Annotated in this window: 22 protein-coding genes; 18 read left to right on the forward strand and 4 right to left on the reverse strand. The window is 72.0% G+C overall.

Features of this window, described 5'->3' with window-relative positions; genetic code table 11:
* The first annotated feature begins 26 nt into the window (after positions 1–26).
* The 5 genes from trpS (at position 27) to ABZ452_RS09770 (ending at position 3,524) form a co-directional block, all read left to right on the forward strand.
* The gene (gene trpS / locus ABZ452_RS09750; RefSeq protein ID WP_357940793.1) at positions 27–1,052 is read left to right on the forward strand and encodes a tryptophan--tRNA ligase; all 1,026 of its coding nucleotides are present in this window, start codon (positions 27–29) and stop codon (positions 1,050–1,052) included.
* A gap of 41 nt (positions 1,053–1,093) precedes the next feature.
* A complete protein-coding gene (locus ABZ452_RS09755; protein WP_357940795.1) occupies positions 1,094–1,651 on the forward strand; it encodes a 2'-5' RNA ligase family protein in 558 nt (185 codons plus the stop codon).
* A 57-nt stretch (positions 1,652–1,708) separates the two neighbouring features.
* Positions 1,709–2,641: a YihY/virulence factor BrkB family protein gene (locus ABZ452_RS09760; protein ID WP_357940797.1), complete on the forward strand. Its 933-nt coding sequence runs from the start codon at positions 1,709–1,711 to the stop codon at positions 2,639–2,641.
* A complete protein-coding gene (locus ABZ452_RS09765) occupies positions 2,638–3,012 on the forward strand; it encodes a GntR family transcriptional regulator (RefSeq protein WP_313723154.1) in 375 nt (124 codons plus the stop codon). The genes ABZ452_RS09760 and ABZ452_RS09765 overlap by 4 nt, the downstream gene beginning before the upstream one ends.
* 74 nt (positions 3,013–3,086) lie before the next feature.
* Complete coding sequence (locus tag ABZ452_RS09770) at positions 3,087–3,524, forward strand: hypothetical protein (protein ID WP_357940800.1); 438 nt, start codon at positions 3,087–3,089, stop codon at positions 3,522–3,524.
* A gap of 4 nt (positions 3,525–3,528) precedes the next feature.
* Here ABZ452_RS09770 and ABZ452_RS09775 read toward each other — a convergent pair whose 3' ends face one another.
* The 3 genes from ABZ452_RS09775 to ABZ452_RS09785 form a co-directional block, all read right to left on the reverse strand.
* Positions 3,529–3,891 carry a VOC family protein gene (locus ABZ452_RS09775; RefSeq protein WP_357940803.1) on the reverse strand — a complete coding sequence of 121 codons (363 nt, stop codon included), beginning with the start codon at positions 3,889–3,891 and terminating at the stop codon, positions 3,529–3,531.
* 161 nt (positions 3,892–4,052) lie between these two features.
* Positions 4,053–5,687: a glycoside hydrolase family 13 protein gene (locus tag ABZ452_RS09780; protein WP_357940805.1), complete on the reverse strand. Its 1,635-nt coding sequence runs from the start codon at positions 5,685–5,687 to the stop codon at positions 4,053–4,055.
* A 109-nt stretch (positions 5,688–5,796) separates the two neighbouring features.
* Positions 5,797–6,873: a LacI family DNA-binding transcriptional regulator gene (locus ABZ452_RS09785; RefSeq protein ID WP_357940807.1), complete on the reverse strand. Its 1,077-nt coding sequence runs from the start codon at positions 6,871–6,873 to the stop codon at positions 5,797–5,799.
* 198 nt (positions 6,874–7,071) lie between these two features.
* Here ABZ452_RS09785 and ABZ452_RS09790 point away from each other — a divergent pair, with 198 nt between their 5' ends.
* The 4 genes from ABZ452_RS09790 (at position 7,072) to ABZ452_RS09805 (ending at position 12,813) form a co-directional block, all read left to right on the forward strand.
* Positions 7,072–8,322: a maltose ABC transporter substrate-binding protein gene (locus ABZ452_RS09790; RefSeq protein WP_357940809.1), complete on the forward strand. Its 1,251-nt coding sequence runs from the start codon at positions 7,072–7,074 to the stop codon at positions 8,320–8,322.
* Positions 8,322–9,962: an ABC transporter permease subunit gene (locus tag ABZ452_RS09795; protein WP_357940811.1), complete on the forward strand. Its 1,641-nt coding sequence runs from the start codon at positions 8,322–8,324 to the stop codon at positions 9,960–9,962. The genes ABZ452_RS09790 and ABZ452_RS09795 overlap by 1 nt, the downstream gene beginning before the upstream one ends.
* On the forward strand, positions 9,959–10,858 hold the full coding sequence (locus ABZ452_RS09800) for a sugar ABC transporter permease (protein WP_357940813.1): 900 nt from the start codon (positions 9,959–9,961) through the stop codon (positions 10,856–10,858). The genes ABZ452_RS09795 and ABZ452_RS09800 overlap by 4 nt, the downstream gene beginning before the upstream one ends.
* Before the next feature lie 134 nt (positions 10,859–10,992).
* A complete protein-coding gene (locus ABZ452_RS09805; protein ID WP_357940815.1) occupies positions 10,993–12,813 on the forward strand; it encodes a glycoside hydrolase family 13 protein in 1,821 nt (606 codons plus the stop codon).
* Between the two features lie 38 nt (positions 12,814–12,851).
* Here the strand turns inward: ABZ452_RS09805 and ABZ452_RS09810 are convergent, their stop codons facing one another.
* Positions 12,852–13,451: a TetR/AcrR family transcriptional regulator gene (locus ABZ452_RS09810; protein WP_357940817.1), complete on the reverse strand. Its 600-nt coding sequence runs from the start codon at positions 13,449–13,451 to the stop codon at positions 12,852–12,854.
* Between the two features lie 98 nt (positions 13,452–13,549).
* On the opposite strand from ABZ452_RS09810, the gene ABZ452_RS09815 reads away from it, so the two are divergent.
* The 9 genes from ABZ452_RS09815 to ABZ452_RS09855 all read left to right on the forward strand — a co-directional run bounded on the left by ABZ452_RS09815 (position 13,550) and on the right by ABZ452_RS09855 (position 23,622).
* Complete coding sequence (locus tag ABZ452_RS09815) at positions 13,550–14,557, forward strand: hypothetical protein (RefSeq protein WP_357940819.1); 1,008 nt, start codon at positions 13,550–13,552, stop codon at positions 14,555–14,557.
* A 57-nt stretch (positions 14,558–14,614) separates the two neighbouring features.
* Complete coding sequence (locus ABZ452_RS09820; RefSeq protein ID WP_357940821.1) at positions 14,615–14,956, forward strand: hypothetical protein; 342 nt, start codon at positions 14,615–14,617, stop codon at positions 14,954–14,956.
* 277 nt (positions 14,957–15,233) lie between these two features.
* Positions 15,234–16,304 carry a BMP family ABC transporter substrate-binding protein gene (locus tag ABZ452_RS09825; protein ID WP_357941067.1) on the forward strand — a complete coding sequence of 357 codons (1,071 nt, stop codon included), beginning with the start codon at positions 15,234–15,236 and terminating at the stop codon, positions 16,302–16,304.
* 268 nt (positions 16,305–16,572) lie between these two features.
* Entirely contained in the window at positions 16,573–18,066 is a 1,494-nt protein-coding gene (locus ABZ452_RS09830) for an ABC transporter ATP-binding protein (RefSeq protein WP_357941069.1), read from the forward strand.
* A complete protein-coding gene (locus ABZ452_RS09835; RefSeq protein ID WP_357940823.1) occupies positions 18,063–19,421 on the forward strand; it encodes an ABC transporter permease in 1,359 nt (452 codons plus the stop codon). The genes ABZ452_RS09830 and ABZ452_RS09835 overlap by 4 nt, the downstream gene beginning before the upstream one ends.
* A 2-nt stretch (positions 19,422–19,423) precedes the next feature.
* The gene (locus ABZ452_RS09840; RefSeq protein WP_357940825.1) at positions 19,424–20,704 is read left to right on the forward strand and encodes an ABC transporter permease; all 1,281 of its coding nucleotides are present in this window, start codon (positions 19,424–19,426) and stop codon (positions 20,702–20,704) included.
* A 105-nt stretch (positions 20,705–20,809) separates the two neighbouring features.
* Positions 20,810–21,517, forward strand: a complete 708-nt coding sequence (locus ABZ452_RS09845; RefSeq protein ID WP_355054178.1) for a cytidine deaminase — start codon at positions 20,810–20,812, stop codon at positions 21,515–21,517.
* A 41-nt stretch (positions 21,518–21,558) separates the two neighbouring features.
* Complete coding sequence (locus tag ABZ452_RS09850) at positions 21,559–22,839, forward strand: thymidine phosphorylase (RefSeq protein WP_357940827.1); 1,281 nt, start codon at positions 21,559–21,561, stop codon at positions 22,837–22,839.
* A 102-nt stretch (positions 22,840–22,941) separates the two neighbouring features.
* Positions 22,942–23,622 (forward strand): DUF4272 domain-containing protein, encoded by a 681-nt coding sequence (locus ABZ452_RS09855; RefSeq protein WP_355053754.1) that lies wholly within the window; start codon positions 22,942–22,944, stop codon positions 23,620–23,622.
* Position 23,623 lies beyond the last annotated feature (1 nt).

Raw genomic sequence — 23,623 nt, forward strand, 5'->3', positions numbered from 1 at the left:
CGGGGCTTGCTGACAGAATTGCCGGCATGTCCGACGTACCCGCCCGCCCACGCGTCTTCTCCGGCATCCAGCCGACGGCCGACTCGTTCCACCTCGGCAACTACCTGGGCGCGGTACGGCACTGGGTGGCCCTGCAGGAGAGCCACGACGCGTTCTACTGCGTGGTGGACCTGCACGCGATCACCGCGGGGCACGACCCGAAGGTGCTCAAGCAGCGCACCCGGGTCGCCGCCGCGCAGCTCTTCGCGGTCGGTCTCGACCCCGAGCGCAGCACCCTCTTCGTCCAGTCGCAGGTGCCCGAGCACCCGCAGCTGGCCTGGGTGCTCGGCTGCATCACCGGCTTCGGCGAGGCGAGCCGGATGACCCAGTTCAAGGACAAGTCGCAGAAGCAGGGCAGCGAGCGGGCCAGCGTCGGCCTGTTCACCTACCCGATCCTCCAGGCCGCCGACATCCTGCTCTACCAGGCCCACGCGGTGCCGGTCGGCGAGGACCAGCGGCAGCACCTGGAGCTCTCCCGCGACCTGGCCCAGCGGTTCAACTCGCTGTTCGGCCCCACCTTCACGGTGCCCGCCCCGCACATCGTCAAGGACACCGCGAAGATCACCGACCTGCAGGACCCGACGGCCAAGATGTCGAAGTCGTCCTCCTCCCCGGCCGGCATCATCGACCTGCTGGAGGATCCGGCCCGCTCGGCTAAGAAGATCCGCTCGGCCGTCACCGACACCGGGCGTGAGATCGTCTTCGACGCCGAGGGCAAGCCGGGCATCACCAACCTGCTCACCATCTACTCGGCGCTCTCCGGACGCGGCATCGACGACCTCGTCGCCGCGTACGACGGCAAGGGCTACGGCGACCTGAAGAAGGACCTCGCCGAGGTGGTCCGGGAGTTCGTCACCCCGATCCAGGAGCGCACCCGCGCCTACCTCGACGACCCGGCGCAGCTCGACAAGCTGCTCGCGCAGGGCGCCGAGAAGGCCCGCGCGGTGGCCGCCGCGACGCTGCACACCGCGTACGAGCGGATCGGCTTCTTCCCCCCGGTCCGGTTCGAGTAGCGGCCCGGCGGGAACGGGTGTCGCAGTCGGTGGCCGGAGGGATGGCGCACAGCGTGGATGGCAGGGACGGGGCACCGGACGTCGGTGACACCATCCAGATCGGGATCGCGGTCGACATCCCGGAGCCGTGGGGCGGCATGCTCACCCGCCGGCGGATCGAGGCGGGCGACCCCCAGGCCGTCCCGGCGCACGTCACCCTGCTCGGGCCCACCGAGATCCCGGTGCGCGCGCTGCCGGCCGTCGAGGAGCACCTGACCCGGGTGGCCGCCACCCACCTGCCGTTCACCCTGCACCTGCGGGGCACCGGCACGTTCCGGCCGGTCACCCAGGTGGTCTTCGTGGCGGTGGCCGCCGGGATCAGCGAGTGCGAAGTGCTCGCCGCGGCCATCAACGCGGCCCCCGAGCTGCACCGCGAGGCGCGTTTCCCGTACCACCCGCACGTCACGGTGGCCCAGGACGTGCCGGCGGAGGTGCTCGACAAGGCGTACGAGGACCTGGCCGACTTCTCCGCCCTCTTCGAGGTGGAGGCGTTCACGCTGTTCTCGCACAGCGGGGCCGCCCGGTGGCAGCCCCGCCGCGACTTCCGCCTCGGCGGCTGAGCTGAGCACGCGGTCGGCCTGCCTCCCGGGAGCGGGCGGATCGGTGAGGATGGCGGGGTGAACGTCATCGGCCGGATCGAGGCGGCGCTCGGTCGACGCGTCGACGCGGCCCGGGCCCGGTCGTCGGTCTTCGACCACGTGTGGCGGGCCGGCACGCTCTACGCCGACCTGCTCGCCGGTCGGCTGGCCGCCGCCATCGCCTACTACGGCTTCTTCGCCGTGTTCGCGCTGGCCCTGGTCGGCTACTGGATCTTCGGCGCGGTCCTCCAGGGCAACCACGAGGTCAGCAACGCGGCGGGCGACTTCCTGGAGGGGAACCTGCCGTTCCTCGACACCACGCAGATCGCCGAGAGCAGCAACACGGTCGGCGTGGTCGGCCTGGTCATCCTGGTCTTCACCGGGATCGGCTGGGTCGAGGCGATCCGCTCCTCGCAGCGGCTCATGTACGGCTTCAACCAGCAGCCCGGCAACCTGGTGGTCCGCCGCCTGGTCGACCTGGGCGTGCTGGTCGCGGTCTTCGTGCTGCTCGGCGTCTCGGTGGCCGCCGTGGACGCGCTGGAGTCGCTGCTGCGCTTCCTGCTGCGCAGCACCGGGTCGGTGGGCCTGACCACGGTCAGCGCGGTCCTCAGCGTGGTGGTCAACGCGGTGCTGGCCACCGCGCTGCTGGTGGCGGTGCCGCGGCTGCGGATGAGCCGCCGCCGGCTGCGCCCCGCCGTGCTGGCGGTCGCCATCGGCATCACGCTGCTCAACACCGTGGGGCGCTACTACGTGGTGCGCACCGAGCGCAACCCCGCCTACACCGTGGTGGCCACGGCGGTGGGGCTGCTGCTCTACCTCTACCTGCTCAACCAGATGGTGCTCTTCGGTGCGGCGCTGGCCGCCACCAGCCGCTACGGCCGGGTGGTGGACCTGGCCGAGGGCGGCGGGCGGGACGTGGACGTGGAGGTCGACGAGGCGACCGACCCGGGAACGCCGGGAGGAGCGGGATGAGCACGCGGATCCGGATCGAGCAGGACTCGGCGGTGCCGCCGTACGAGCAGGTGCGCGGGCAGTTCGCCGCGATGATCGGCGACGGTCGGCTGCCGGTGGGCACCCGCCTGCCCGCGGTCCGGCAGCTCGCCGCCGACCTGGGCCTGGCCGTGAACACGGTGGCGCGGGCGTACCGGGAGCTGGAGTCCGCCGGGCTGGTGCAGACCCGCGGCCGGCACGGCACCGTGGTGGCCCCCGGGCGCGACGACGCCACCGACCGCCTGCACCGCGCCGCCACGGCGTACGCCGCCGAGGCGCTCCGCCTGGGCGTCCCGCCGGACCGCGCCGTCGCCCTGGTCCGTGCGGCTCTGGACGCCGGTACGCACGGGTGAGAGCGACCGCCGGAGAGGGGGGAGTTGGCGTGAATGAGGCGCACGTCCGTGCCGCGACCGACCATGATGGGCCGGTGGGCGCACTCGTGACACTCGACCTGCCGGACGACTCGCCGATGCTGGGCCTGCCGTGGATCATCACCTTCGGCCCGCTCGGCGACGACGACGAGTGGGAGCCGGTGGTCTGCGGCCCGTACGAGCGGCCGCACGCGCTCGCCCTGGCCGAGGCGGTGGTGGCCGAGGAGCAGCTCATGGCGGTGGTGGAACCGCTGCTGCCGGCGCTGACGCCCGAGGAGATCCGCGGCGAGATCGCCGCCGCGCAGATCGCCGCCGAGGACGAGGCCGCCCAGGTCGACCAGGCGGACCTCTACGGCGACTTCGAGGACGTCATCGACGACGAGCTGGAGCTGGCCGCCGAGCGGGAGCCGGAGCCGGCGGCACCGCCCAGCCGGGACGAGGTCCGGGCCGGTCTCGCCCGGATCGCCGAGCTGCTGACCAGCAGGGGAGCCTGAGGGGTCAGCTCGGCGGCCCGTTGAGCACGCAGAACTCGTTGTCCTCCGGGTCGGCGAGCACCACGAAGCCCTCCGTGCCGGTCTGCCCGACGTCGACGCGTCGGGCGCCGAGCCCGATCAGCCGGTCGACCTCGGCCACCGGGTCCCCGTCGGAGACCAGGTCCAGGTGGAGCCGGTTCTTGCCGCGCTTCGGGGTGCCGCTGCCCTGCAACCAGACGGTCGGGCCGGAGCCGCCGGGCGGTGGATAGAGCTTCGCGCTGCCGTCACGGCCCTGCCGGACCGTGTAGCCGAGGGTGGCCGACCAGAACCCGGCCATCCGGTCGACGTCGCTGACATCGAGCGTGTACTGCGCCATGTGTGCGGTCATCACCACGTGGTACCCCACGGTCCCAGATGGACACCGACCCCCCGGGAACGAGTCCCCGAGGGGCCGGTGCCACCTCACCCCCCACCACAAGGGGTCGGTAGCCCAGCCGCCCGTCGGCGCGGGGCACAACGGACGACCAGGTCAATGGCGGGTTACCCGGCTCAGCGCCGTTCGAACCACGCAGCCGCGTCCACCGGCAGAACGTGCCCGTCGCCCCGCTCGGTGACCTCCGCGCTGGCGACGACCGGCCGGCCGTGGCCGGCGACCGTCACCTCCGCGCCGCTGAGGTTGACCACGCAGGTCAGCTCGGCGTCCCCGGCGGCGCGGCGGAACGCCAGCACCCCGGGTTCGGTCTCCAGCCAGGTGATGCCGCCGGTGCCGGCCAGGGCCGGGTGCTCGTGCCGGATCCGCAGCGCGGCCCGGTAGAGCTCCAGCGTCGAGCCGGTCACCCCGGCCTGGGCGGCCACCGAGAGGGCCCGCCAGGTCGCCGGGGCCGGCAGCCAGCTCAGCTCGCTGCCGTCCGGACCGAAGCCGTACGGGGCCAGCTCGCCGCTCCACGGGATCGGCACCCGGCAGCCGTCCCGGCTCTCGCCGGTGCGCAGGAACGCCGGGTCCTGCCGCAGCTCGTCGGGGAGGTCCAGCACCTCGGGCAGGCCCAGCTCCTCGCCCTGGTAGACGTAGGCGCAGCCGGGCAGGGAGAACATCAGCAGGGCGGCGGCCCGGGCACGGCGCAGGCCGACCTCGCCGTCGCCGTACCGGGTGACGTGCCGCTGCCGGTCGTGGTTGGAGAGCACCCAGGTGGTCGGCGCGCCCACGATGGTCGACTCGGCGAGCGCCGTGTCGATCACCTTGCGGAACGAGTCGGCCGACCAGGTGGCGTCGAGGAAGTCGAAGCTGAACGCCTGGTGCAGCTCGTCCGGGCCGATGTAGCGGGCGAGCCGCTGCGGGGTCTCCGCCCACGCCTCGGCGACCGCCATCCGCCCGCCCGGGTAGCTGTCCAGGATCGGCCGCCAGGCGCGGTAGATGTCGTGCACCTCGTCCTGGTCGAAGTAGGGCAGCCGGCCCTTGCCCAGCAGCTCGGACTGGCGCCGGCCGGTGGTCATCGAGTTGAAGCCGACGTCCGGCAGCCCCTCGGCCTTGATCATCCCGTGCGCCACGTCGATCCGGAAGCCGTCCACGCCCCGGTCGAGCCAGAACCGCAGGATGTCCTCGAACTCGGCGCGCACCTCCGGGTGGCGCCAGTTGAGGTCGGGCTGGGCGGGGTCGAACAGGTGCAGGTACCACTGGCCGTCGGCCACCCGGGTCCAGGCGGGGCCGCCGAAGATGCTCTCCCAGTCGTTCGGCGGCAGCTCGCCCTGCTCGCCCCTGCCCTCGGCGAAGAGGTAGCGCTCGCGCTCGGCGGAACCGGGGCCCGCGGCGAGGGCCGCGATGAACCACGGGTGCGCGCTGGAGGTGTGGTTGGGCACCAGGTCCACGATGATCCGCAGGCCCAGGCCGTGCGCGTCGGTGATCATCGCGTCGAAGTCGGTCAGGTTGCCGAAGATCGGGTCCACGTCGCGGTAGTCGGCCACGTCGTAGCCGGCGTCGACCTGCGGCGAGGTGTAGAAGGGGGTCAGCCAGAGCGCGTCCACCCCGAGCTCGCGCAGGTACGGCAGGCGCCGCCGGATGCCCTGGAGGTCCCCGACGCCGTCCCCGTTCGCGTCCGCGAAGCTGCGGACGTACACCTGGTAGACGACCGCGGACCGCCACCAGTCGTCGTCGGCGGGCAGCGGCGTGGGGTGGGGGGCGGAGGTCATCGGTGTGGATCCCCGTTCTGTGGCGCGGGACGGCAGGGCGTCTGAGCAGAATGCCGCCCGAGCGCTGCAAGAGTCAAGCATTCCTTGCGCAAGAACTGACGGCAAGCGGTCAGGCGGGGACGGCCAGGGTGGGATCGACCGAGGAGGGGCGCTGGCGGTTCGCGCCGCCGGCCGGACGGGCCACCGCGGTCGAGCCCCGCACCACCAGCTCGGGGCGGAACAGGTACTCGGAGTTCGGCGCGGCGTGCCCGTTGATCTCGTCGACCAGGGCGCGGACGGCGGCCACCGCCATGGCGGCGACCGGCTGGCGCATGGTGGTCAGCGGCGGGTCGGTGAAGGCCATGAGCGGGGAGTCGTCGTAGCCGACCACCGAGACGTCGGCGGGGACGCTGAGACCGCGCTGCCGGGCGGCCCGGATCGCACCCAGCGCCATGAGGTCCGAGCCGCAGACCAGACCGGTCACGCCGCGCTCGATGAGCCGGCCCGCGGCGGCCTCGCCGCCCTCGACACCGAACAGGGAGAGCTCGGCCAGCTCGCCGACCTCCGCCTCGGTCGTGCCGACCAGCCGGGTCATCGCGGCGCGGAAGCCGGCCACCCGGCGCTGCACCGGCACGAAGCGGTCCGGGCCGGTGATCAGGCCGATCCGCCGGTGGCCGAGCGCCACGAGGTGCGCGACGGCCAGCTCGGTGGCCTCGCCGTCGTCGCACGAGACGAAGGGCGCCGCGATGCCGGGCGCGTATCCGTTGATCATGACGATCGGCAGCGGGCGGGCGATCAGCGCGCGGTACCGGTCGTGGTTGGCGGCGGTGTCGGCGTGCAGGCCAGAGACGAAGACGATCCCGGAGACCTGCCGGTCGAGCAGCATCTCGACGTACTCGTCCTCGGTGACCCCGCCGGGGGTCTGCGTGCAGAGCACCGGGGTGAACCCGCTCTGCGCCAGCGTCGACTCGATGACCTGGGCGAAGGCCGGGAAGATCGGGTTGTCCAGCTCGGGCACGACGAGGCCGACCAGCCCGGCGCTGCGCTTGCGCAGCCGGGCGGGGCGCTCGTAGCCGAGCACGTCGAGGGCGGTGAGGACGGCCTGCCGGGTCTCGGGGGCCACTCCGGGGCGGTCGTTGAGCACCCGCGACACCGTGGCCTCGCTGACTTCGGCCTGTTGGGCGATGTCGGACAGTCGAGCGCGCATGGCGGCACTTTAGCTCACGAGCAAGTTCTTGCGTACGCTCCTGCAAGCCCTTCCATTCTCTGCAACCTCTTGCTAACGTCCCCGCAACATGCGAGAGCAGCGGCGCAGCATCCCCGCGCCGGTCAGCAAGAAATTTCCGAGGTTCCCACTGGCGGGCCGCCCTTCCCCCGGCAGGCCGCCATGACGACAGGAGTACCGATGCGCATCCGTACCGCGGGTGTGGTCGCTGTCCTCGGCCTGGCGCTCGCCGCGTCCGGCTGCGGCGGCAGCGACAGCGACAAGCCGGCCGCCAAGGAGTCCGCCAAGGCCACCGGTGGCAAGCTGGTCATCTGGGCCGACGACAAGCGGACCGCGGCCCTGAAGCCGTTCGCCGAGGAGTTCGGCAAGGAGAACGGCGTGACCGTCGAGGTCCAGGCCGTCTCCAAGGACCTGCAGACCAACTTCGTCACCGCCTCGCAGCAGGGCAGCGGTCCGGACGTCGTGGTCGGCGCGCACGACTGGATCGGCAACCTGGTCCAGAACGGCGCCATCGACCCGGTGCAGCTCGCCGCCGAGCAGAAGAGCGCGTTCAACGAGACCGCCGTCAAGGCCGTCACCTTCAACGGCCAGCTCTACGGCGTCCCCTACGCCACCGAGAACGTCGCGCTGATCCGCAACACCGAGCTGGCCCCCGAGGCGCCGAAGACGATCGAGGACCTGGTCGCCGCCGGCAAGAAGCTCAAGGCCGAGAAGAAGGCCAGCGAGATCCTCTGCCTCCAGTCCGGCCAGAACGGCGACGCGTACCACATCTACCCGCTGTACACCTCGGGCGGCGGCTACCTGTTCGGCACCGCGGCCAACGGCGACTACGACCCGAAGGACCTGGGCGTGGGCAAGCCGGAGTCGATCGCGGCCTTCCAGAAGATCGCGAAGCTCGGTGAGAAGGGCGACGGCGCGCTGAAGCGCTCCATCACCGGCGAGAACTCCATCGCCACCTTCACCGGCAAGAAGTGCGCCTTCCTGGTCTCCGGCCCGTGGGCCATCGCGGACGCCAAGAAGGCCAACATCAAGTACGACATTTCGCCGGTCCCCGGCTTCGCCGGTGGCAAGGAGGCCCAGCCGTTCGTGGGCGTCCAGGCGTTCTACGTCGCCGCCAAGGGCAAGAACAAGGCCCTGGCCCAGGAGTTCGTCACCAACTACGTGACGAAGCCCGAGCTGGCCGTCGCGCTGTACAAGGCCGAGCCGCGCCCGCCGGCGCTGACCGCCGCCTTCGACCAGGTCAAGGGCGAGGACCCGGACCTGGCCAAGTTCTCCGAGGCCGGCAAGAACGGTCAGGTGCTCCCGGCGATCCCGGCCATGGCCGCGATCTGGGACCCGTTCGGCAAGGCGGAGGCCGCCATCATCGGTGGCGCCGACCCGGCCAAGACGATCACCGCCGCGGGCAAGACCATCGCGGGTCAGATCAAGTAATGAGCACGTCGCTGTCCGGCCCGGGGTCTGCTGAGCAGGCCCCGGGCCGGGAGCCCGTTCGCCGCGGGCTCCCGCGCACGTCCCGTACCGCGCGGAACCACGCGCCGATCACCGCGACCGGCCTCGTCGTCAAGGTGGTCCTGCTCGGCCTGGTGGCCGGGATCGCGATCTGGGCGGCGTTCCCGCTCGTCGAGGCCGAGCACTGGGTCGGGCTGGGCATCCTCGCCGCCACCACCGCGGGCCTGTTCTACCTCTACCTCGGCCGCCGCCACATCCCGGCCAAGTACCTGGTCCCCGGCACGCTCTTCCTCATCGCCTTCCAGGTCTTCCCGGTGCTCTACACGGCGAGCACCGCGTTCACGAACTTCGGCGACGGCCACCGCGGCAGCAAGGACGACGCGATCGTCGCCATCCAGACCTCCTCGGTGCAGCAGGTCCCCGGCTCCACCGAGTACTCCCTCTCCATCGCCACGAAGGGCGACCCGGCCACCGGCGCGCTGGTGTTCCTGCTCAGCGACCCGAAGACCAGGGAGGTCTTCGCGGGCGACGCGGGCGGGCTGCGCAAGCTCGACGCCGGTGACGTCACGGTCAGCCCGACCGGCAAGATCACCGAGGCCGCCGGCTACACCGTGCTCAACTTCGGTCAGGCCAGCGGCCGCAGCAAGGACATCACCGACCTGGTGGTGCCGACCGCCGGTGGCGCGGTCCGCTCCAACGGCCTGTCCCGTGCCTACGAGGGCAAGGCCGTGCGGGCGTACGACGCGGGCTGCGACTGCGTCAAGGACAGCGAGACCGGCAGGACCTGGACCGCCGACCCGGCGAACGGCTCCTTCGTCGCCTCCGACGGGGAGCGGCTCGCCCAGGGCTGGAAGGTCAACGTCGGGCTGAAGAACTTCACCCGGGTGCTCACCGACCCGGACATCTCCAGGCCGTTCTTCGGGACCCTGCTGTGGAACTTCGCCTTCGCGATCGGCTCGACCGGGCTCACCTTCCTGCTCGGCATGGCCATCGCGCTCGCCCTGCACTCGCCCCGGATGCGCGGCACCAACCTCTACCGGGTCCTGCTGATCCTGCCGTACGCCATGCCGTCGTTCGCCATGCTGCTGGTCTGGCGGGACATGTTCAACACCGACTTCGGCCTGATCAACAACCTGTTCGGGCTGGACATCGACTGGTTCGGCGGCACCTGGTCGGCGCGGATCGCGGTGCTGCTCGTGCAGCTCTGGCTCGGCTACCCGTACATGTTCCTGGTCGCCACCGGCGCGCTCCAGGCGATCCCGCGCGAGCTGACCGAGGCCACCTCGGTCGACGGCGCCAGCCCGTGGCAGTCGTTCCGCGCGGTCACCCTGCCGCTGCTGCTGGTCGCGCTCTCGCCGCTGCTCATCGCCTCGTTCGCGTACAACTTCAACAACGTCAACGCGATCCTGTTCACCACGGAGGGCGGGCCGTTCGCGCCGGACAACCCGACCAACGGCGCCACCGACCTGCTCATCACCTACACCTACCGGCTGGCCTTCGGCGCGCAGGGCGCCGAGTACGGGCTGGCCACCACGGTCTCGATCTTCATCTTCGCGATCGTGGCGATCGTGGCGGCGATCAGCTTCTCGCGGACCCGCAAGCAGGAGGAGGTCTACTCGTGACCACCTTGTCGGACGCCGCCGTCGCCAACCGGGCCGGGACGGGGAGGTCGAAGGGACGCTGGTTCGCCCAGGTGGGCTGGCGGCACGTGGTCGGGGTGCTGGCCGTGGCGTTCAGCCTCTTCCCGATCCTGTTCGTGATCTCCGCGGCGCTCAACCCGCTCGGCACGCTCTCGTCGACGGAGCTGCTGCCGACCGGGGCGTCCCTGGAGAACTTCACGAACCTGTTCCAGAAGACGCCGTTCGCCCACTGGTTCCTCAACTCGCTGCTGCTCGCCGGCGTGGCCAGCTTCGCGTCGATCTTCCTGTCGGCGCTGGCGGCGTACGCGTTCTCCCGGATGCGGTTCGCCGGTCGCCGGGTCGGGCTGCTCGCGCTGCTGCTGATCCAGATGTTCCCGCAGTTCCTGGCCATCGTGGCGATCTTCCTGATCTTCACGACGGTCACCGGCCTGTGGCCGGCGATCGGCTTCAACACCCCGTGGGGCCTGTTCCTGCTCTACATGGGCACCGCGCTCGGCGCGAACACCTGGCTCATGAAGGGCTTCTTCGACACCCTGCCGAAGGAGCTGGACGAGTCGGCGACCATGGACGGCGCCTCGCACGCCCAGGTCTTCTTCCGGATCATGCTGCCGCTGGTGGCGCCGATCCTGGCGGTGACCGGGCTGCTCGCCTTCATCGGCTCGATCAACGAGTTCATCATCGCCAACGTGTTCCTCACCGAGCCGGACTCGAAAACCCTGGCGGTCGGGATGTTCGGCATGGTGGCCGGCGAGCGCAACAACAACTTCGGGATGTTCGCGGCGGGCACCCTGCTCACCGCCATCCCGACGGTGCTGGTGTTCCAGCTGCTCCAGCGCTACATCGTCTCCGGCCTGACCGCCGGAGCCGTCAAAGGCTGAGCCTCCTCGGCTCACGCTGCGGCAAGGGCGTCGTGTCGACGTACACCGGAGCGGTTTCCGGGCGGACCGCCGCGGTCGGGTGACCGGCCGCGGCGGGTGCCCGCCCACTCCCCGTCCGCACCGACGCGAAGGGCATGCCCATGTCTTCTCTCCAGCCGCACCACGACGGATCCGCCACCTACGTCCCCGAGCAGGAGCCCGCCCTCGGGCAGACCGTCCCGGTCTTCGTCCGGGTGCCGGCCGGCGCCGACGTCCGCCAGGTGCACGTCCGGACCACCGGCGACGGCGAGCCGCGCTTCGCCGAGGCGGTGGTCGACCGCAGCGAGGGTGGTGACGTGTGGTGGCGGGCCGACGTCGAGGTGCGCAACCCGGTCAGCAACTACCGGTTCCTGCTCGACGGCCCGGCGGGCGCCCGCTGGCTGAACGCGGCCGGTTCCGTCGACCACGACGTGCCGGACAGCGCCGACTTCAAGCTGGTCAGCTACGCGCGGCCGCCGGCCTGGGCCCGGGACGCGGTGATCTACCAGATCTTCCCGGACCGGTTCGCCCGCTCGGCCGCCGCGGCCGGCCGGACGGCGCCGGACTGGGCGATCCCGTGCGACTGGGACACCCCGGTGATCGGGCGCGGTCCGGAGACGCCCCGCCAGTTCTACGGCGGCGACCTCGACGGGATCACCGAGCGCCTCGACCACCTGGACCGGCTCGGGGTGAACACCGTCTACCTCACGCCGATCTTCCCGGCCCGCTCCAACCACCGGTACGACGCGGCCAGCTTCGACACCGTCGACCCGCTGCTCGGCGGGGACGCCGCCCTGGCCCGGCTGGCCGACGCGGTGCACGCCCGGGGCTGGCGGCTGCTCGGCGACATCACCAGCAACCACACCGGCGACGCCCACCACTGGTTCACGGCCGCCGTCTCCGACGTGCACGCGCCCGAGCGGGAGCTGTACTACTTCGACCTGGCGGGGTCGGACTACGAGTCGTGGAACGGGGTCAAGTCGCTGCCGAAGCTCAACTGGGGCAGCGCCGAGCTGCGCCGCCGCTTCGCCACCGCCGAGGACTCCCTGCTGCGCCGCTGGCTGCGCTCGCCGTACGCGCTGGACGGCTGGCGGGTGGACGTGGCGAACATGACCGGCCGGCGGGGCGCGGACGCGTACACCCACGAGGTGGCCCGGCTGCTGCGCGAGGTGGTCGCCGACACCCGGGCCGACGCTCTGCTGCTCGCCGAGCACGGCCACGACCACACCGGTGACCTGGACCGGGACGGCTGGCACGGCACCATGAACTACGTCGGCTTCACCGACCCGGTCTGGTCCTGGCTGCGGCAGGGCGACGGCACGCTGCCGAACTTCCTCGGCACCCCGGGCGGGGTGCGGCGGCGGGACGCGGGAGCGGTGCTGGCCACCATGAACACCTACCGGTCGCTGATCTCGTGGCGGTCGTACACGCACTCGTGGCAGCTGCTCGGCTCGCACGACTCGGCCCGGATCCGCACCGTGGTCGGCGACGCGGCCCGGCAGGAGGTGGCCGCCGGCCTGCTCGCCACCATGCCCGGCACCCCGGTGGTCTTCGCGGGCGACGAGCTGGGCCTGACCGGCGCCAACGGGGAGGGGTCGCGTACCCCGATGCCGTGGCACCGGCCGGAGAGCTGGGACCGGCGGACCTTCGACGCGTACCGGTCGCTGCTGGCGCTGCGCCGCGACGAGCCGGCGCTGCGGCACGGCGGCCTGCGCTGGGTGCACGCCGACGCGGACACGCTGGTCTTCCTCCGCGAGGCGCCGGCCGGCACGGTGCTCGTGCTGGCCCGCCGGGCGGCCGGCACCCCGGTCCGGCTGACCGGCCTGCCGGCCGGCGAGAACGTGTACGGCGGTGCCCCGGCGCTGCGCCCGGACGCTGACGGCGCGGTCACCCTCCCCGCCGACGGCCCCACCTTCCAGGTCTGGCGCCTCGCCTGAAGCCGGAGGAGGGGCCTTCCTGGCGAAGGGGGCCCCTCCTAACCGCGGTGGGCGGCGAGGAGGGCGCGGACTCCGGCCAGATAGGTGTGCCGGTCCGGGGAGCCGGTCAGGATGCGCTGCAGGATGTAGCCGGGGACCAGGCCGAACAGGGCCGCGCCGACCGCCTCCGGGTCGGCGTCCGCGGGCAGCTCGCCGGCCGCCTGGGCGCGCCGGGCCAGGGTGGTGAAGTGGGTGCGGAAACTCGCGTACGTCCGGCCGACGAACTCGGCGAGAGCCGGGTCCCGCTGCGCCTCGCCCCACACCTGGATGGCCAGCGGCAGCACGCCGTCGGGGTCGGACTGCCCGTCGACGTAGGTGAGGGCCCGGTGCAGCGCGTCGACCAGCGGCAGCGGCGGGTCGGCCTCGGCCAATTCGGCGAAGAGCCCCTCGGCGCCGCCGATCACCGACTGGGCGATCGCGGTGATCAGGTCGTTCTTGCTCGGGAAGTAGCGGTAGACCGCGCCGACCGAGAGCCCGGCCTCCCTGATCACGTCCTGCATCGAGGTGTTGTGGAAGCCGTCGCGCCGGAAGCAGCGCCGGGCCGCGTCGAGGATCTGCTGGCGGCGGGCCGCGAGGTGTTCGTCCGATACGCGTGGCACGACCCACAGTGTAAAGCGAACATTCGTTCTTGACGGCGGGCCGTCCGGCGGCGCACCCTCAGGTCAAGAGAACGAACGTTCGTTTTAAGGAGGCGGGGATGTCCGCTCACCCGACCCGGATCCGCTCGCCGTGGCTGCTCGCCGCGCTGCTCGCCAGCCTGGCGGTGGTGGTGCAGGCGCTGCTCGTACCCCTCTTCGCGGCGCCGGCCGCCCACCTGGCGCCGCGTGACCTGCCGATCGCCGTCGCCGGGCCGGCGCCCGCGGCCGCCGAACTGGCCGCCCGGCTCGCCGCGGCCCGCCCGGGTGGCTTCGCCGTCGCCACGCTGCCGGACGCGGCGGCCGCCGACCGGGCCCTGCGCGACCGGGAGGCGTACGCCGCCTTCGTGGTCGGCCCGGACGGCGTCGCCCTGCACACCGCCCCGGCCGCGAGCCCGACCGTGGCCGCACTGCTCACCGAGGCCGCCGCGCAGCTCTCCGCCGGCCGCCCCGTGCCGGTGGTACAGGTCGTGCCGGCCGACCCGGACGACCCCCGCGGGGCCGGCTTCGCCGCCGGGTTCCTGCCGCTGGCGCTGACCGGCATGCTGGCCGGGGCGCTGCTCACCGTGCTGGTCGCCCGGCGGGCGGCGCGGCTGGCCGGCCTGCTCGGCTTCGCGGTCCTGGCCGGCCTCGTGGGCGCCGCGGTGCTGCACGGCTGGCTCGGCGTCCTCGACGGCGACCTGTGGCGGGAGGCGGGCGCCATCGGACTGTTCGCGCTGGCCGCGGCGGGCACCGTGGCGGGCCTCGGCGCGCTGCTCGGCGCTCCCGGGATCGGGCTCGGCGCGCTGCTCGTCTTCCTGGTCGGCAACCCGCTCTCCGCGGTGGGCGCCGCGCCCGAGCTGCTGCCGCAGCCCTGGGGTGCGATCGGGCAGTACCTGCCGGTCGGAGCGGGCGCCACGTTGCTGCGCTCGGCCGCGTTCTTCGACGGGGCGGGCGCCGGCCGGCCGGTGGCCGTGCTGGCCGGCTACGCCCTGGTCGGCCTCGCCCTGGTCCTCGTCGGCCGCCGCCCCGCGCGGGTCGGCGCGGGCGGCCCCGCGGCGGAGCAGCGGCCCGCCGAGGTCACGGTATGACGGCACCTCGGCGGGCCGGCTACTACAAGTCGTCGTTGATGGGGGAGGATGTCTGGCGTGGAAGCTCTCCGACTGATCCTTCTCTACGTCCATCTGATCGGGTTCGCGTTGCTGCTGGGCGGCTCGATCGCCCAGTACGTCAGCGGCCGGTTGCGCATCAACGCGGCCATGCTCTGGGGCTCGGTGATCGGGCTGCTGACCGGAATCGGTCTCGCCGCCCCGCTGCGCGACGGCGACGAGCCGGCGCCCGCCAAGCTTGTTACCAAGTTGGTGCTCGCGCTGCTGATCTTTGTCATGGTCTTCTTCTCCCGTAAGCGGGAGTCCGTGAACCGCGGGCACTTCCTTGCGATCGTCGGGTTGACGCTGGTCAACGCGGCGGTGGCGGTCTTCTGGCGTTAGCCCTCCGGCACAGCGGGAAGACCACGGAAAACGGACGTTCGCGACACCTCTCCGGAGGGCCGTCGGCACGAAAGGTGATGTGCCCCACGCATCGGTTACGTAGGGGTAACGACCGTTCAACAGTCGTGCACGATTGTCGGCCGGTGGGTGGGCGCGGGCGTACGCTCCCGTCCGTAACGTGGGACGCCGGCGGCACACCGCAGGCCGGCGCAAGGGCTGCCACCGCGCACGACGCGGTGTGCAATGGGAAGGAGACGTCTTGCGCTCTGTGCGTGGGATGCGGATCGCCTCCGCCATCGTGGCGGGTGGCCTCGTACTGGGCGCCGCCGCATGTGGTGAGGCTCCCAAGGACGACAAGAACGCCGGCGGCAACGGCGGCAAGAAGTTCAGCGCCTGCATGGTGACCGACGTGGGCGGCATCGATGACAAGTCCTTCAACACCTCCGCCTGGAAGGGCCTGCAGGAGGCGAAGAAGGAGAACGACAACATCGACATCAAGAACGTCCAGTCGAAGGCCGAGGCGGACTACGAGGTCAACCTGACCGGGTTCGTCAACCAGAAGTGCGACTTCATCCTGGCCGTCGGTGGCCTGATGCAGGACGCCACCAAGAAGGCCGCCACGGCGAACCCGAACCAGCAGTTCGGCATCGTGGACGCGAACCCGGGCGTCGGCAACGTCTACCCGATGCAGTTCGACACCGCGCAGGCCGCCTTCCAGGCCGGTTACCTCGCCGCCGGGATGAGCAAGTCCGGCAAGGTCGGCACCTACGGTGGCCTCCCGATCCCGCCGGTCACCATCTTCATGGACGGCTTCGCCGACGGCGTGGCGTACTACAACAAGGCCAAGAGCAAGAACGTCCAGGTCATCGGCTGGGACAAGGCCACCCAGAAGGGCTCCTTCACCAACGACTTCGTCAAGCAGGACGAGGGCAAGAAGGTCTCCGACGCGCTGGTCGCCCAGGGCGCGGACATCATCATGCCGGTCGCCGGCGGCGCCGGCCTCGGCACCACCGCCGCGGCGCAGGCCTCGGGCGGCAAGTACTCGGTCGTCTGGGTGGACGTCGACGGCTGCGAGAGCACCCCGAACTGCCCGGCGCTCGTCACCACGGTCGTCAAGAACATCCCGGACGCCGTCAAGGACGCCGTGCTGAAGGCCGCCACCGGCGAGAAGCTCCAGGCTCAGCCGGGCTTCGTCGGCACCCTGGCCAACAACGGCGTCTCGATCGCCCCGTACCACGACTTCGACAGCAAGGTCCCCGCTGACCTGAAGGCCGAGGTCGACAAGATCAAGGCGGACATCGCCGCCGGCACCATCAAGGTCACCTCGAAGGCCCAGCCGACCAAGTGACCGCTCCGCCGGCCGCCGCGGTGAGATCATCGGCAGCGGGGGCCGGCGGGCACCAGGTTTGACGATCCGGCCGCCTCGGCGCACGCGGGAAACAGCCCGCGCGACGCCGGGGCGGCCGGTCACCTTGATCCCCCTCTGACCCCACCCGGCGCGGTGGCGGCGCGGCAGCCGCTACGCTGCACCATCGCTCGCACTCCAGGAGGTTGCGCTGAGACTCGAACTGCGCGGCATCACCAAGCGGTTCGGTGATCTGGTCGCCAACGACCACATCGACCTGACGGTGGAGCCTGGAGAGATCCACGCCCTGCTCGGCGAGAACGGCGCCGGCAAGTCGACCCTGATGAACGTGCTGTACGGGCTGTACCAGCCCGACGAGGGCGAGATCCTGGTCGACGGCAAGCCGCTGAAGCTGAAGGGCCCGTCCGACGCGATCGCCGCCGGGATCGGCATGGTGCACCAGCACTTCATGCTGGTGCCGGTCTTCACCGTGGCCGAGAACGTGATGCTCGGCGCGGAACAGACCAAAGGGAGCTTCACCGGCTTCCTCGACCGGCGGCGGGCCCGGCGCGAGGTCGCCGAGGTTTCCGAGCGGTACAACCTCCGGGTCGACCCGGACGCGGTGATCGAGGACCTGCCGGTCGGCATCCAGCAGCGGGTGGAGATCGTCAAGGCCCTCACCCGCGACGTCGACCTGCTCATCCTCGACGAGCCGACCGCCGTGCTGACCCCGCAGGAGACCGAGGAACTGCTCACGGTCATGCGGTCGCTCAAGGAGGCCGGCAAGTCGATCGTGTTCATCACCCACAAGCTGGGCGAGGTCAAGGCGATCGCCGACCGGATCACGGTGATCCGGCGCGGGAAGACGGTCGGCACCGCCGAGCCGAGCGCCAGCCGCGACGAGCTGGCCGCGCTCATGGTGGGCCGCAGCGTCCGGCTGACCGTGGACAAGAAGCCGGCCCAGCCGGGCAAGCCGATGCTCCAGGTCGCCGGCCTGGTCGTCGACGACGACCGGCAGGTACGCGCGGTCGACGGCGTGGACCTGACCGTGCACGCCGGTGAGGTGCTCGGCATCGCGGGCGTGCAGGGCAACGGGCAGACCGAACTGATCGAGGCGATCATGGGGCTGCGCCCGGTGCTCGCCGGCTCGATCACCCTGGACGGCCAGGCCGTGCACGGCTGGACCACCAAGAAGGTGCTCCGCGCCGGCGTCGGGTACGTCCCGGAGGACCGCAGCGTCGACGGCCTGGTCAAGGAGTTCTCCGTCGCGGAGAACCTGGTGCTGGACATCTACGACCAGCCGCCCTTCGGCAAGGGCCTCTCGCTCAAGCCGGACGCCATCGCCAGGTCGGCGAAGGAGCGGATCGAGCAGTTCGACGTCCGCACCTCCTCGGCCGACGCGGCGGTCGGCACCCTCTCCGGCGGCAACCAGCAGAAGGTGATCGTGGCCCGGGAGCTGTCCCGGCCGCTGAAGCTCTTCATCGCCGCCCAGCCCACCCGGGGCGTGGACGTCGGCTCGATCGAGTTCATCCACAGCCGGGTCATCCGCGAGCGGGACATCGGCACCGCCGTCATGGTGGTCTCCAGCGAACTGGACGAGGTGATCGGCCTGGCCGACCGGATCGCGGTGATGTACCGCGGCCGGATCATCGGCGTGGTCGGCCCGGACACCCCCCGCGAGGAGATCGGCCTGCTGATGGCCGGCATCACGCCGGACACCGCCACCCCGACCGCTGACGGCCCTGGCAACGAGGACGAGGCATGACCAACCCAGACCCGGTGTCGGGCTCCCCCGACAAGGAGCCGGCGACCGAGGCGCAGGAGGCTCGGCAGGAGGCCCGGGCCACGCCGCCCGCGCCCGCCGGCGACACCGAGCGGGCGGTGCCCGCCACCGCGACGAAGCAGCCCCCGGCCGGTGAGCCCCGCCCCACGCTGGGCCGGCTCTTCCTGGACAACCTCTGGGCGGCCAACACGGTCACCGTGACCGTGCTCGCGGTGCTGCTCGCCATGCTGGTCGGCGCGGTGCTGATCATCGTCTCCGACCCGGAGGTGCTGGCCACCTACGGCTACATCACGGCCCGGCCGGCGGACGCGTTCAACGCGAGCTGGACCGTGGTCAGCGAGGCGTACGCGAACCTGTTCAAGGGCGCGATCTTCGACCCGGACGCGGTCGGCTTCACCGCCGCGATGGGCCCGATCTCGGAGACGCTCACCTACACGGCGCCGCTGGTCTTCACCGGCCTGGCGGTCGCGCTCGCCTTCCGCGGCGGCCTGTTCAACATCGGCGCCCAGGGCCAGGCCACCGTCGGTGTCATCCTGGCCGCCCTCGCCGGCTTCGCGCTGCCGCTGCCGCCCGGGGTGCACCTGCTCGTCGCGCTGATCGCCGGCGCGCTCGGCGGCGCGCTCTGGGGCTTCATCCCGGGCATCCTCAAGGCGCGCACCGGCGCCCACGAGGTGATCAACACGATCATGCTCAACTACGTAGCGGTCTACTTCCTGTCCTGGATCATCATCCAGAGCGGGGTGCAGAACCCGAACCGGTCGGACGCGATCAGCAAGCCGGTCGAGTCCTCCGCCCAACTGCCCCGGCTGCTCGGCGCCGACCTGCGGGTTCACGCCGGCATCCTGGTCGCGGTGCTCGCCACCTGGTTCATCGCCTGGCTGCTGAACCGCTCGACGCTCGGCTTCGAGCTGCGCGCGGTCGGCGAGAACCCGGACGCCGCCCGGACCGCCGGCATCAGCGTGACCAAGACGTACGTGCTGGTCATGGTGATCTCGGGTCTGCTGGCCGGGCTCGGCGGGTCGAACATGGTGCTCGGCTCGACCGCGAACGCGCTGACCCCGCTGGTGATCGCGCAGATCGGCTTCGACGGCATCCTGGTCGCCCTGCTCGGCCGGGTGAAGCCGTGGGGCGTGCTGCTGGCCGCGCTGCTGTTCGGCGCGCTCCAGGCCGGCGGCAACCGGATGCAGTCCTATTCCGGGATCTCGCTGGAACTGGTCACCGTGCTCCAGGCGCTCATCGTCATCTTCATCGCCGCGCCGGCCATGGTGAAGGCGATCTTCCAGCTCCGGGCGGCCCGCGCGGCCCGCCTGCAGACGAGCCTCGCGAAGGGCTGGTGAGCATGTCCACCACCGCTGTCCCCGAGGTCGCCGTGACCGCGGTCGACGAGGGCTTCTGGACGCGCGCCCGCAAGGCCGGAGCCGTCCTGCTGGGGCTGGGCGTGCTCGCCACCGTGCTGTTCGGCGCGCTCGCCACCGGCCAGCAGGCCCGCTTCACGCTCAGTGAGACCGAGGGCGGCGCCGCCCTGGAGATCAACGGCACGGTCGGCGCGATCCTCTTCGGCATCATCGCCGCCGCGGCCGGGGCCGCCCTGCTCGCCGGGGTGCCGAAGCGCTGGTTCACCCTGGTGCTCGGCGTCGGGCTGGTCGCCTTCGTGCTGAGCTTCCTGTGCTGGCAGGTCTCCGCCGCCCCCGAGGGCCGCAACTTCATGCCGCTGGTCAACGTCGTACGGGGCACGTTCATCCTGGCCCTGCCGCTGATCTTCGGCGCCCTGGCCGGCGTGCTCTGCGAGCGCTCCGGCGTGGTGAACGTGGCGATCGAGGGCCAGTTGCTGATGGGCGCCTTCTCCGGCGCGCTGTTCGGCAGCATCTCCGGCAGCGTCTGGGTGGGCCTGGTCGCCGCCGCGATCGGCGGCGCGCTGATCTCGCTGCTGCTGGCCGTCTTCGCCATCCGCTACCTGGTCGACCAGGTGGTCATGGGCATCGTGCTCAACCTGCTGGCGGTCGGCGTCACCGGCTTCCTCTACGAGCGGCTCATGCAGACCGACGCGACGAAGTACAACAGCGCGCCGCGGTTCAGCAACTGGGAGATCCCGCTGCTCAAGGACATCCCGCTGATCGGTCCGGCGCTGTTCCGGGGCAACATCTTCCTCTACGTCGGCCTGCTGCTGGTGCTGGTCATCCACATCGCGCTGTTCCGTACTCGGTGGGGCCTGCGGACCCGGTCGGTGGGTGAGCACCCGACGGCCGCCGACACGGTCGGCGTGAAGGTGCTGCGACTGCGCTACCGCAACGTGATCATGGCCGGGCTGGTGGCCGGTGTCGGTGGCGCCTCGTACACGCTGGCGCTCTACTCGTTCACCAAGAACATGATCGGCGGTAAGGGCTTCATCGCCCTGGCCGCGCTGATCTTCGGCCGGTGGAGCCCGACCGGTGCGCTGCTCGCCGCGCTCTTCTTCGGGTTCGCCGACCAGCTCGCCACCTACCTGGGCGCGATCGGCAGCAGCATCCCGAGCCAGTTCCTCGCGATGCTGCCCTACCTGGCGACGATCCTGGCGGTGGCCGGGCTGGTCGGCAAGGTCCGGGCGCCGGCCGCCGACGGCAAGCCGTACATCAAGGGCTGACCGCCCGCGACGCAGCGTGCCCGGCGGGGTTGGACCCGCCGGGCACGGTCGTCTCCGGCCGCCACCGCGACCGATCAGCGTGAATTGGGCAGAATGGGAGTCGTGATGGAGATCGACTGGGAGCGGCTGCGGGCCGCCGCCACCGAGGTCATGCGGCACGCGTACGTGCCCTACTCGAAGTTTCCCGTCGGGGCGGCCGCCCTGGTCGACGACGGCCGGGTGGTGGTCGGCTGCAACGTGGAGAACGCCGCGTACGGCGTGGTCCTCTGCGCCGAGTGCGGGGTGGTCTCCTCGCTGCACGCCACCGGCGGCGGCCGGATCGTGGCGCTGTCCTGCGTCGACGCCACCGGCGAGCCGCTCATGCCGTGCGGCCGCTGCCGGCAGCTGCTGTGGGAGAACGGCGGCCCGGAGTGCCTCATCGAGGCGAAGGGCGGCACGCTGCGGATGGCCGAGCTGCTGCCGCACGCGTTCGGCGTGGAGGACCTGGAGGCGGTGACCGGCGAGACGCCGGTGCCGGTGGTCCCGGAGCGGCTGGCCGCCTGGCGGGGGCGGGGCACGGTCTTCGTGCACCCGGACCTCTCCGCCGGGCAGCAGGTCTGGACGGCGTACTGGGAGCGGTCGGCCGGGGACACCGAGGGCGCCGAGACCGGCGTGCTGGAGGAGGGCCCGACCTGGGACGATCCGGCGGAGGCGATCACCTGGGGGCTGGCCCGGACGCCGCGCGTCGTCGTGGTGGACGCGTCGGGCACCATCTTCTGGGCCGGCGAGGGCGAGCCGCCCCTGGAGATCCCGATCCGCTGGTCCCCGGCCTGAGCTGCGGCACCGCTTCCGGAACGACGAGGAAAGATCATCTGATGAGTGCATTCACGGCGGTTGACGTCATCCGGGCCAAGCGGGACGGGGGCGTGCTGAGCGACGGCCAGATCGACTGGGTGGTCGACGCGTACACCCGGGGGTTGGTGGCCGACGAGCAGATGTCGGCGCTGGCCATGGCGATCCTGCTGCGCGGCATGACCGCGCCGGAGATCGCCCGGTGGACCGCCGCGATGATCGCCAGCGGCGAGCGGCTGGACCTGTCGCCGGTGGCCCGGCCGACCGTGGACAAGCACTCGACCGGCGGCGTCGGCGACAAGATCACCCTGCCGCTGACCCCGCTGGTCGCGGCCTGCGGCGCGGCCGTGCCGCAGCTCAGCGGCCGGGGCCTCGGCCACACCGGCGGCACCCTGGACAAGCTGGAGTCGATCCCCGGCTGGCGGGCCGCGCTGAGCAACGACGAGTTCATCGCCCAGCTGCGCGACGTCGGCGCGGTGATCTGCGCGGCCGGCGACGGGCTGGCCCCGGCGGACCGCAAGCTGTACGCGCTGCGCGACGTCACCGGCACCGTCGAGGCCATCCCGCTGATCGCCAGCTCCATCATGAGCAAGAAGATCGCCGAGGGGACCGGGGCCCTGGTGCTCGACGTGAAGGTGGGCTCCGGCGCCTTCATGAAGAACGTCGACGACGCCCGGGAGCTGGCCCGGACCATGGTGGAGCTGGGCGGGGCGCACGGGGTGCGCACGGTCGCCCTGCTCACCGACATGTCCACCCCGCTGGGCCTGGCCATCGGCAACGCGGTCGAGGTGACCGAGTCGGTCGAGGTGCTGGCCGGCGGCGGCCCGGCCGACGTGGTAGAGCTGACCCTGGCGCTGGCCCGGGAGATGCTGGCCGCGGCCGGCCTGCCGGACGCCGACCCCGAGGCGGCGCTGCGCGACGGCCGGGCCATGGACTCCTGGCGCACGATGATCCGGGCGCAGGGCGGCGACCCGGACGCCCCGATGCCCACGGCCCGCGAGGTCGAGGTGGTCACCGCGACCGACGACGGCTACGTCGCCGGGATCGACGCGTACGCCATGGGTGTGGCCGCCTGGCGGCTCGGCGCCGGCCGGGCCCGCAAGGAGGACCCGGTGAGCATCCCGGCCGGCGTGGTGCTGCACAAGCGCCCCGGCGACCGGGTGCGCGTCGGCGAGCCCCTGTACGAGCTGCGGGCCGAGCACGCCGAGCGGATCCCGGCGGCGCTGGCCGAGGCGGAGCGGGCGGTCCGGATCGCACCGGACGCCCCCGCCGCGACGCCGCTGGTGATCGAGCGGATCGGCTGATCCTTCCCGGTCATGGTGCGGCGCCGACCGAGCCGCTATTGTCGCAGGCCAAGGGGGGACCGACCGGCGATGAGCCGTTGCGAGCAGACAGGGACCTGAGCCGTGCGCGTACCCGCCCCCGATCCCCGGGCCGTTCGTGAGGCGAGCCTCGACGAGCTGTCCCGGCTGGGCCTTCCGCTGCCGCCCCCACAGTTCCCGCTGGTGTGGGAGCCGGGGGACGAGATCGAGCTGCGCCCCACCCCGGAGATCGAGGCGCGGATCGCGGTGCTCCACGTGATCCTGGCCCGCTGCTTCGGGATGCCGGCGCAGGCGGCGATGAGCTGGCTGCTGGAGTCGCACCTGGTCGAGATGGTGACCCCGCCGGAGTGGCAGTTCGTGATGGGGGGCAAGGGCGACCACCGGTCGTTCGTGCTGCACCACGACGCGCTCTTCTCGCTGGCCTGGGTGCTCGGGCTGGCCAAGGAACTGGACCCGACGGTGCCGGTGGACGAGCGGCTGGTCGAGCGGATGCCGAACCTGGTCACCGGGGAGAACTTCGGCCAGTGGCGGGCCCGGATCCTGGCCGCCCCGCAGCACCCGGCCGACGCGGCCGCCCTGCTCGACCTGCACTACTGCCTGGACTGGGCGTACCTGGAGGTGGAGGAGGCCGGCCGGGCCCTGCCCGGGCTCGTGGACGCCAACGCCATCGGCCAGCGCCGGTGGGCGCTGGAGTGGGCCGTGGTGCTGCGCGGGCCGTACCACGACGAGCCGCCGGGCTGGGAAGAGGTCGACCTGTCCACCTGAG

The sequence above is a fragment of the Micromonospora sp. NPDC005707 genome, assembly GCF_040631005.1.
GTDB lineage: Bacteria > Actinomycetota > Actinomycetes > Mycobacteriales > Micromonosporaceae > Micromonospora.

Coding starts and splice junctions, on each gene's coding strand:
- trpS (WP_357940793.1), top strand. CDS start 27: ATGTCCGACGTACCCGCCCGCCCACGCGTCTTCTCCGGCATCCAGCCG.
- ABZ452_RS09755 (WP_357940795.1), top strand. CDS start 1,094: ATGGCGCACAGCGTGGATGGCAGGGACGGGGCACCGGACGTCGGTGAC.
- ABZ452_RS09765 (WP_313723154.1), top strand. CDS start 2,638: ATGAGCACGCGGATCCGGATCGAGCAGGACTCGGCGGTGCCGCCGTAC.
- ABZ452_RS09775 (WP_357940803.1), bottom strand. CDS start 3,891: ATGACCGCACACATGGCGCAGTACACGCTCGATGTCAGCGACGTCGAC.
- ABZ452_RS09780 (WP_357940805.1), bottom strand. CDS start 5,687: ATGACCTCCGCCCCCCACCCCACGCCGCTGCCCGCCGACGACGACTGG.
- ABZ452_RS09785 (WP_357940807.1), bottom strand. CDS start 6,873: ATGCGCGCTCGACTGTCCGACATCGCCCAACAGGCCGAAGTCAGCGAG.
- ABZ452_RS09790 (WP_357940809.1), top strand. CDS start 7,072: ATGCGCATCCGTACCGCGGGTGTGGTCGCTGTCCTCGGCCTGGCGCTC.
- ABZ452_RS09795 (WP_357940811.1), top strand. CDS start 8,322: ATGAGCACGTCGCTGTCCGGCCCGGGGTCTGCTGAGCAGGCCCCGGGC.
- ABZ452_RS09805 (WP_357940815.1), top strand. CDS start 10,993: ATGCCCATGTCTTCTCTCCAGCCGCACCACGACGGATCCGCCACCTAC.
- ABZ452_RS09815 (WP_357940819.1), top strand. CDS start 13,550: ATGTCCGCTCACCCGACCCGGATCCGCTCGCCGTGGCTGCTCGCCGCG.
- ABZ452_RS09825 (WP_357941067.1), top strand. CDS start 15,234: ATGCGGATCGCCTCCGCCATCGTGGCGGGTGGCCTCGTACTGGGCGCC.
- ABZ452_RS09835 (WP_357940823.1), top strand. CDS start 18,063: ATGACCAACCCAGACCCGGTGTCGGGCTCCCCCGACAAGGAGCCGGCG.
- ABZ452_RS09840 (WP_357940825.1), top strand. CDS start 19,424: ATGTCCACCACCGCTGTCCCCGAGGTCGCCGTGACCGCGGTCGACGAG.
- ABZ452_RS09845 (WP_355054178.1), top strand. CDS start 20,810: ATGGAGATCGACTGGGAGCGGCTGCGGGCCGCCGCCACCGAGGTCATG.
- ABZ452_RS09850 (WP_357940827.1), top strand. CDS start 21,559: ATGAGTGCATTCACGGCGGTTGACGTCATCCGGGCCAAGCGGGACGGG.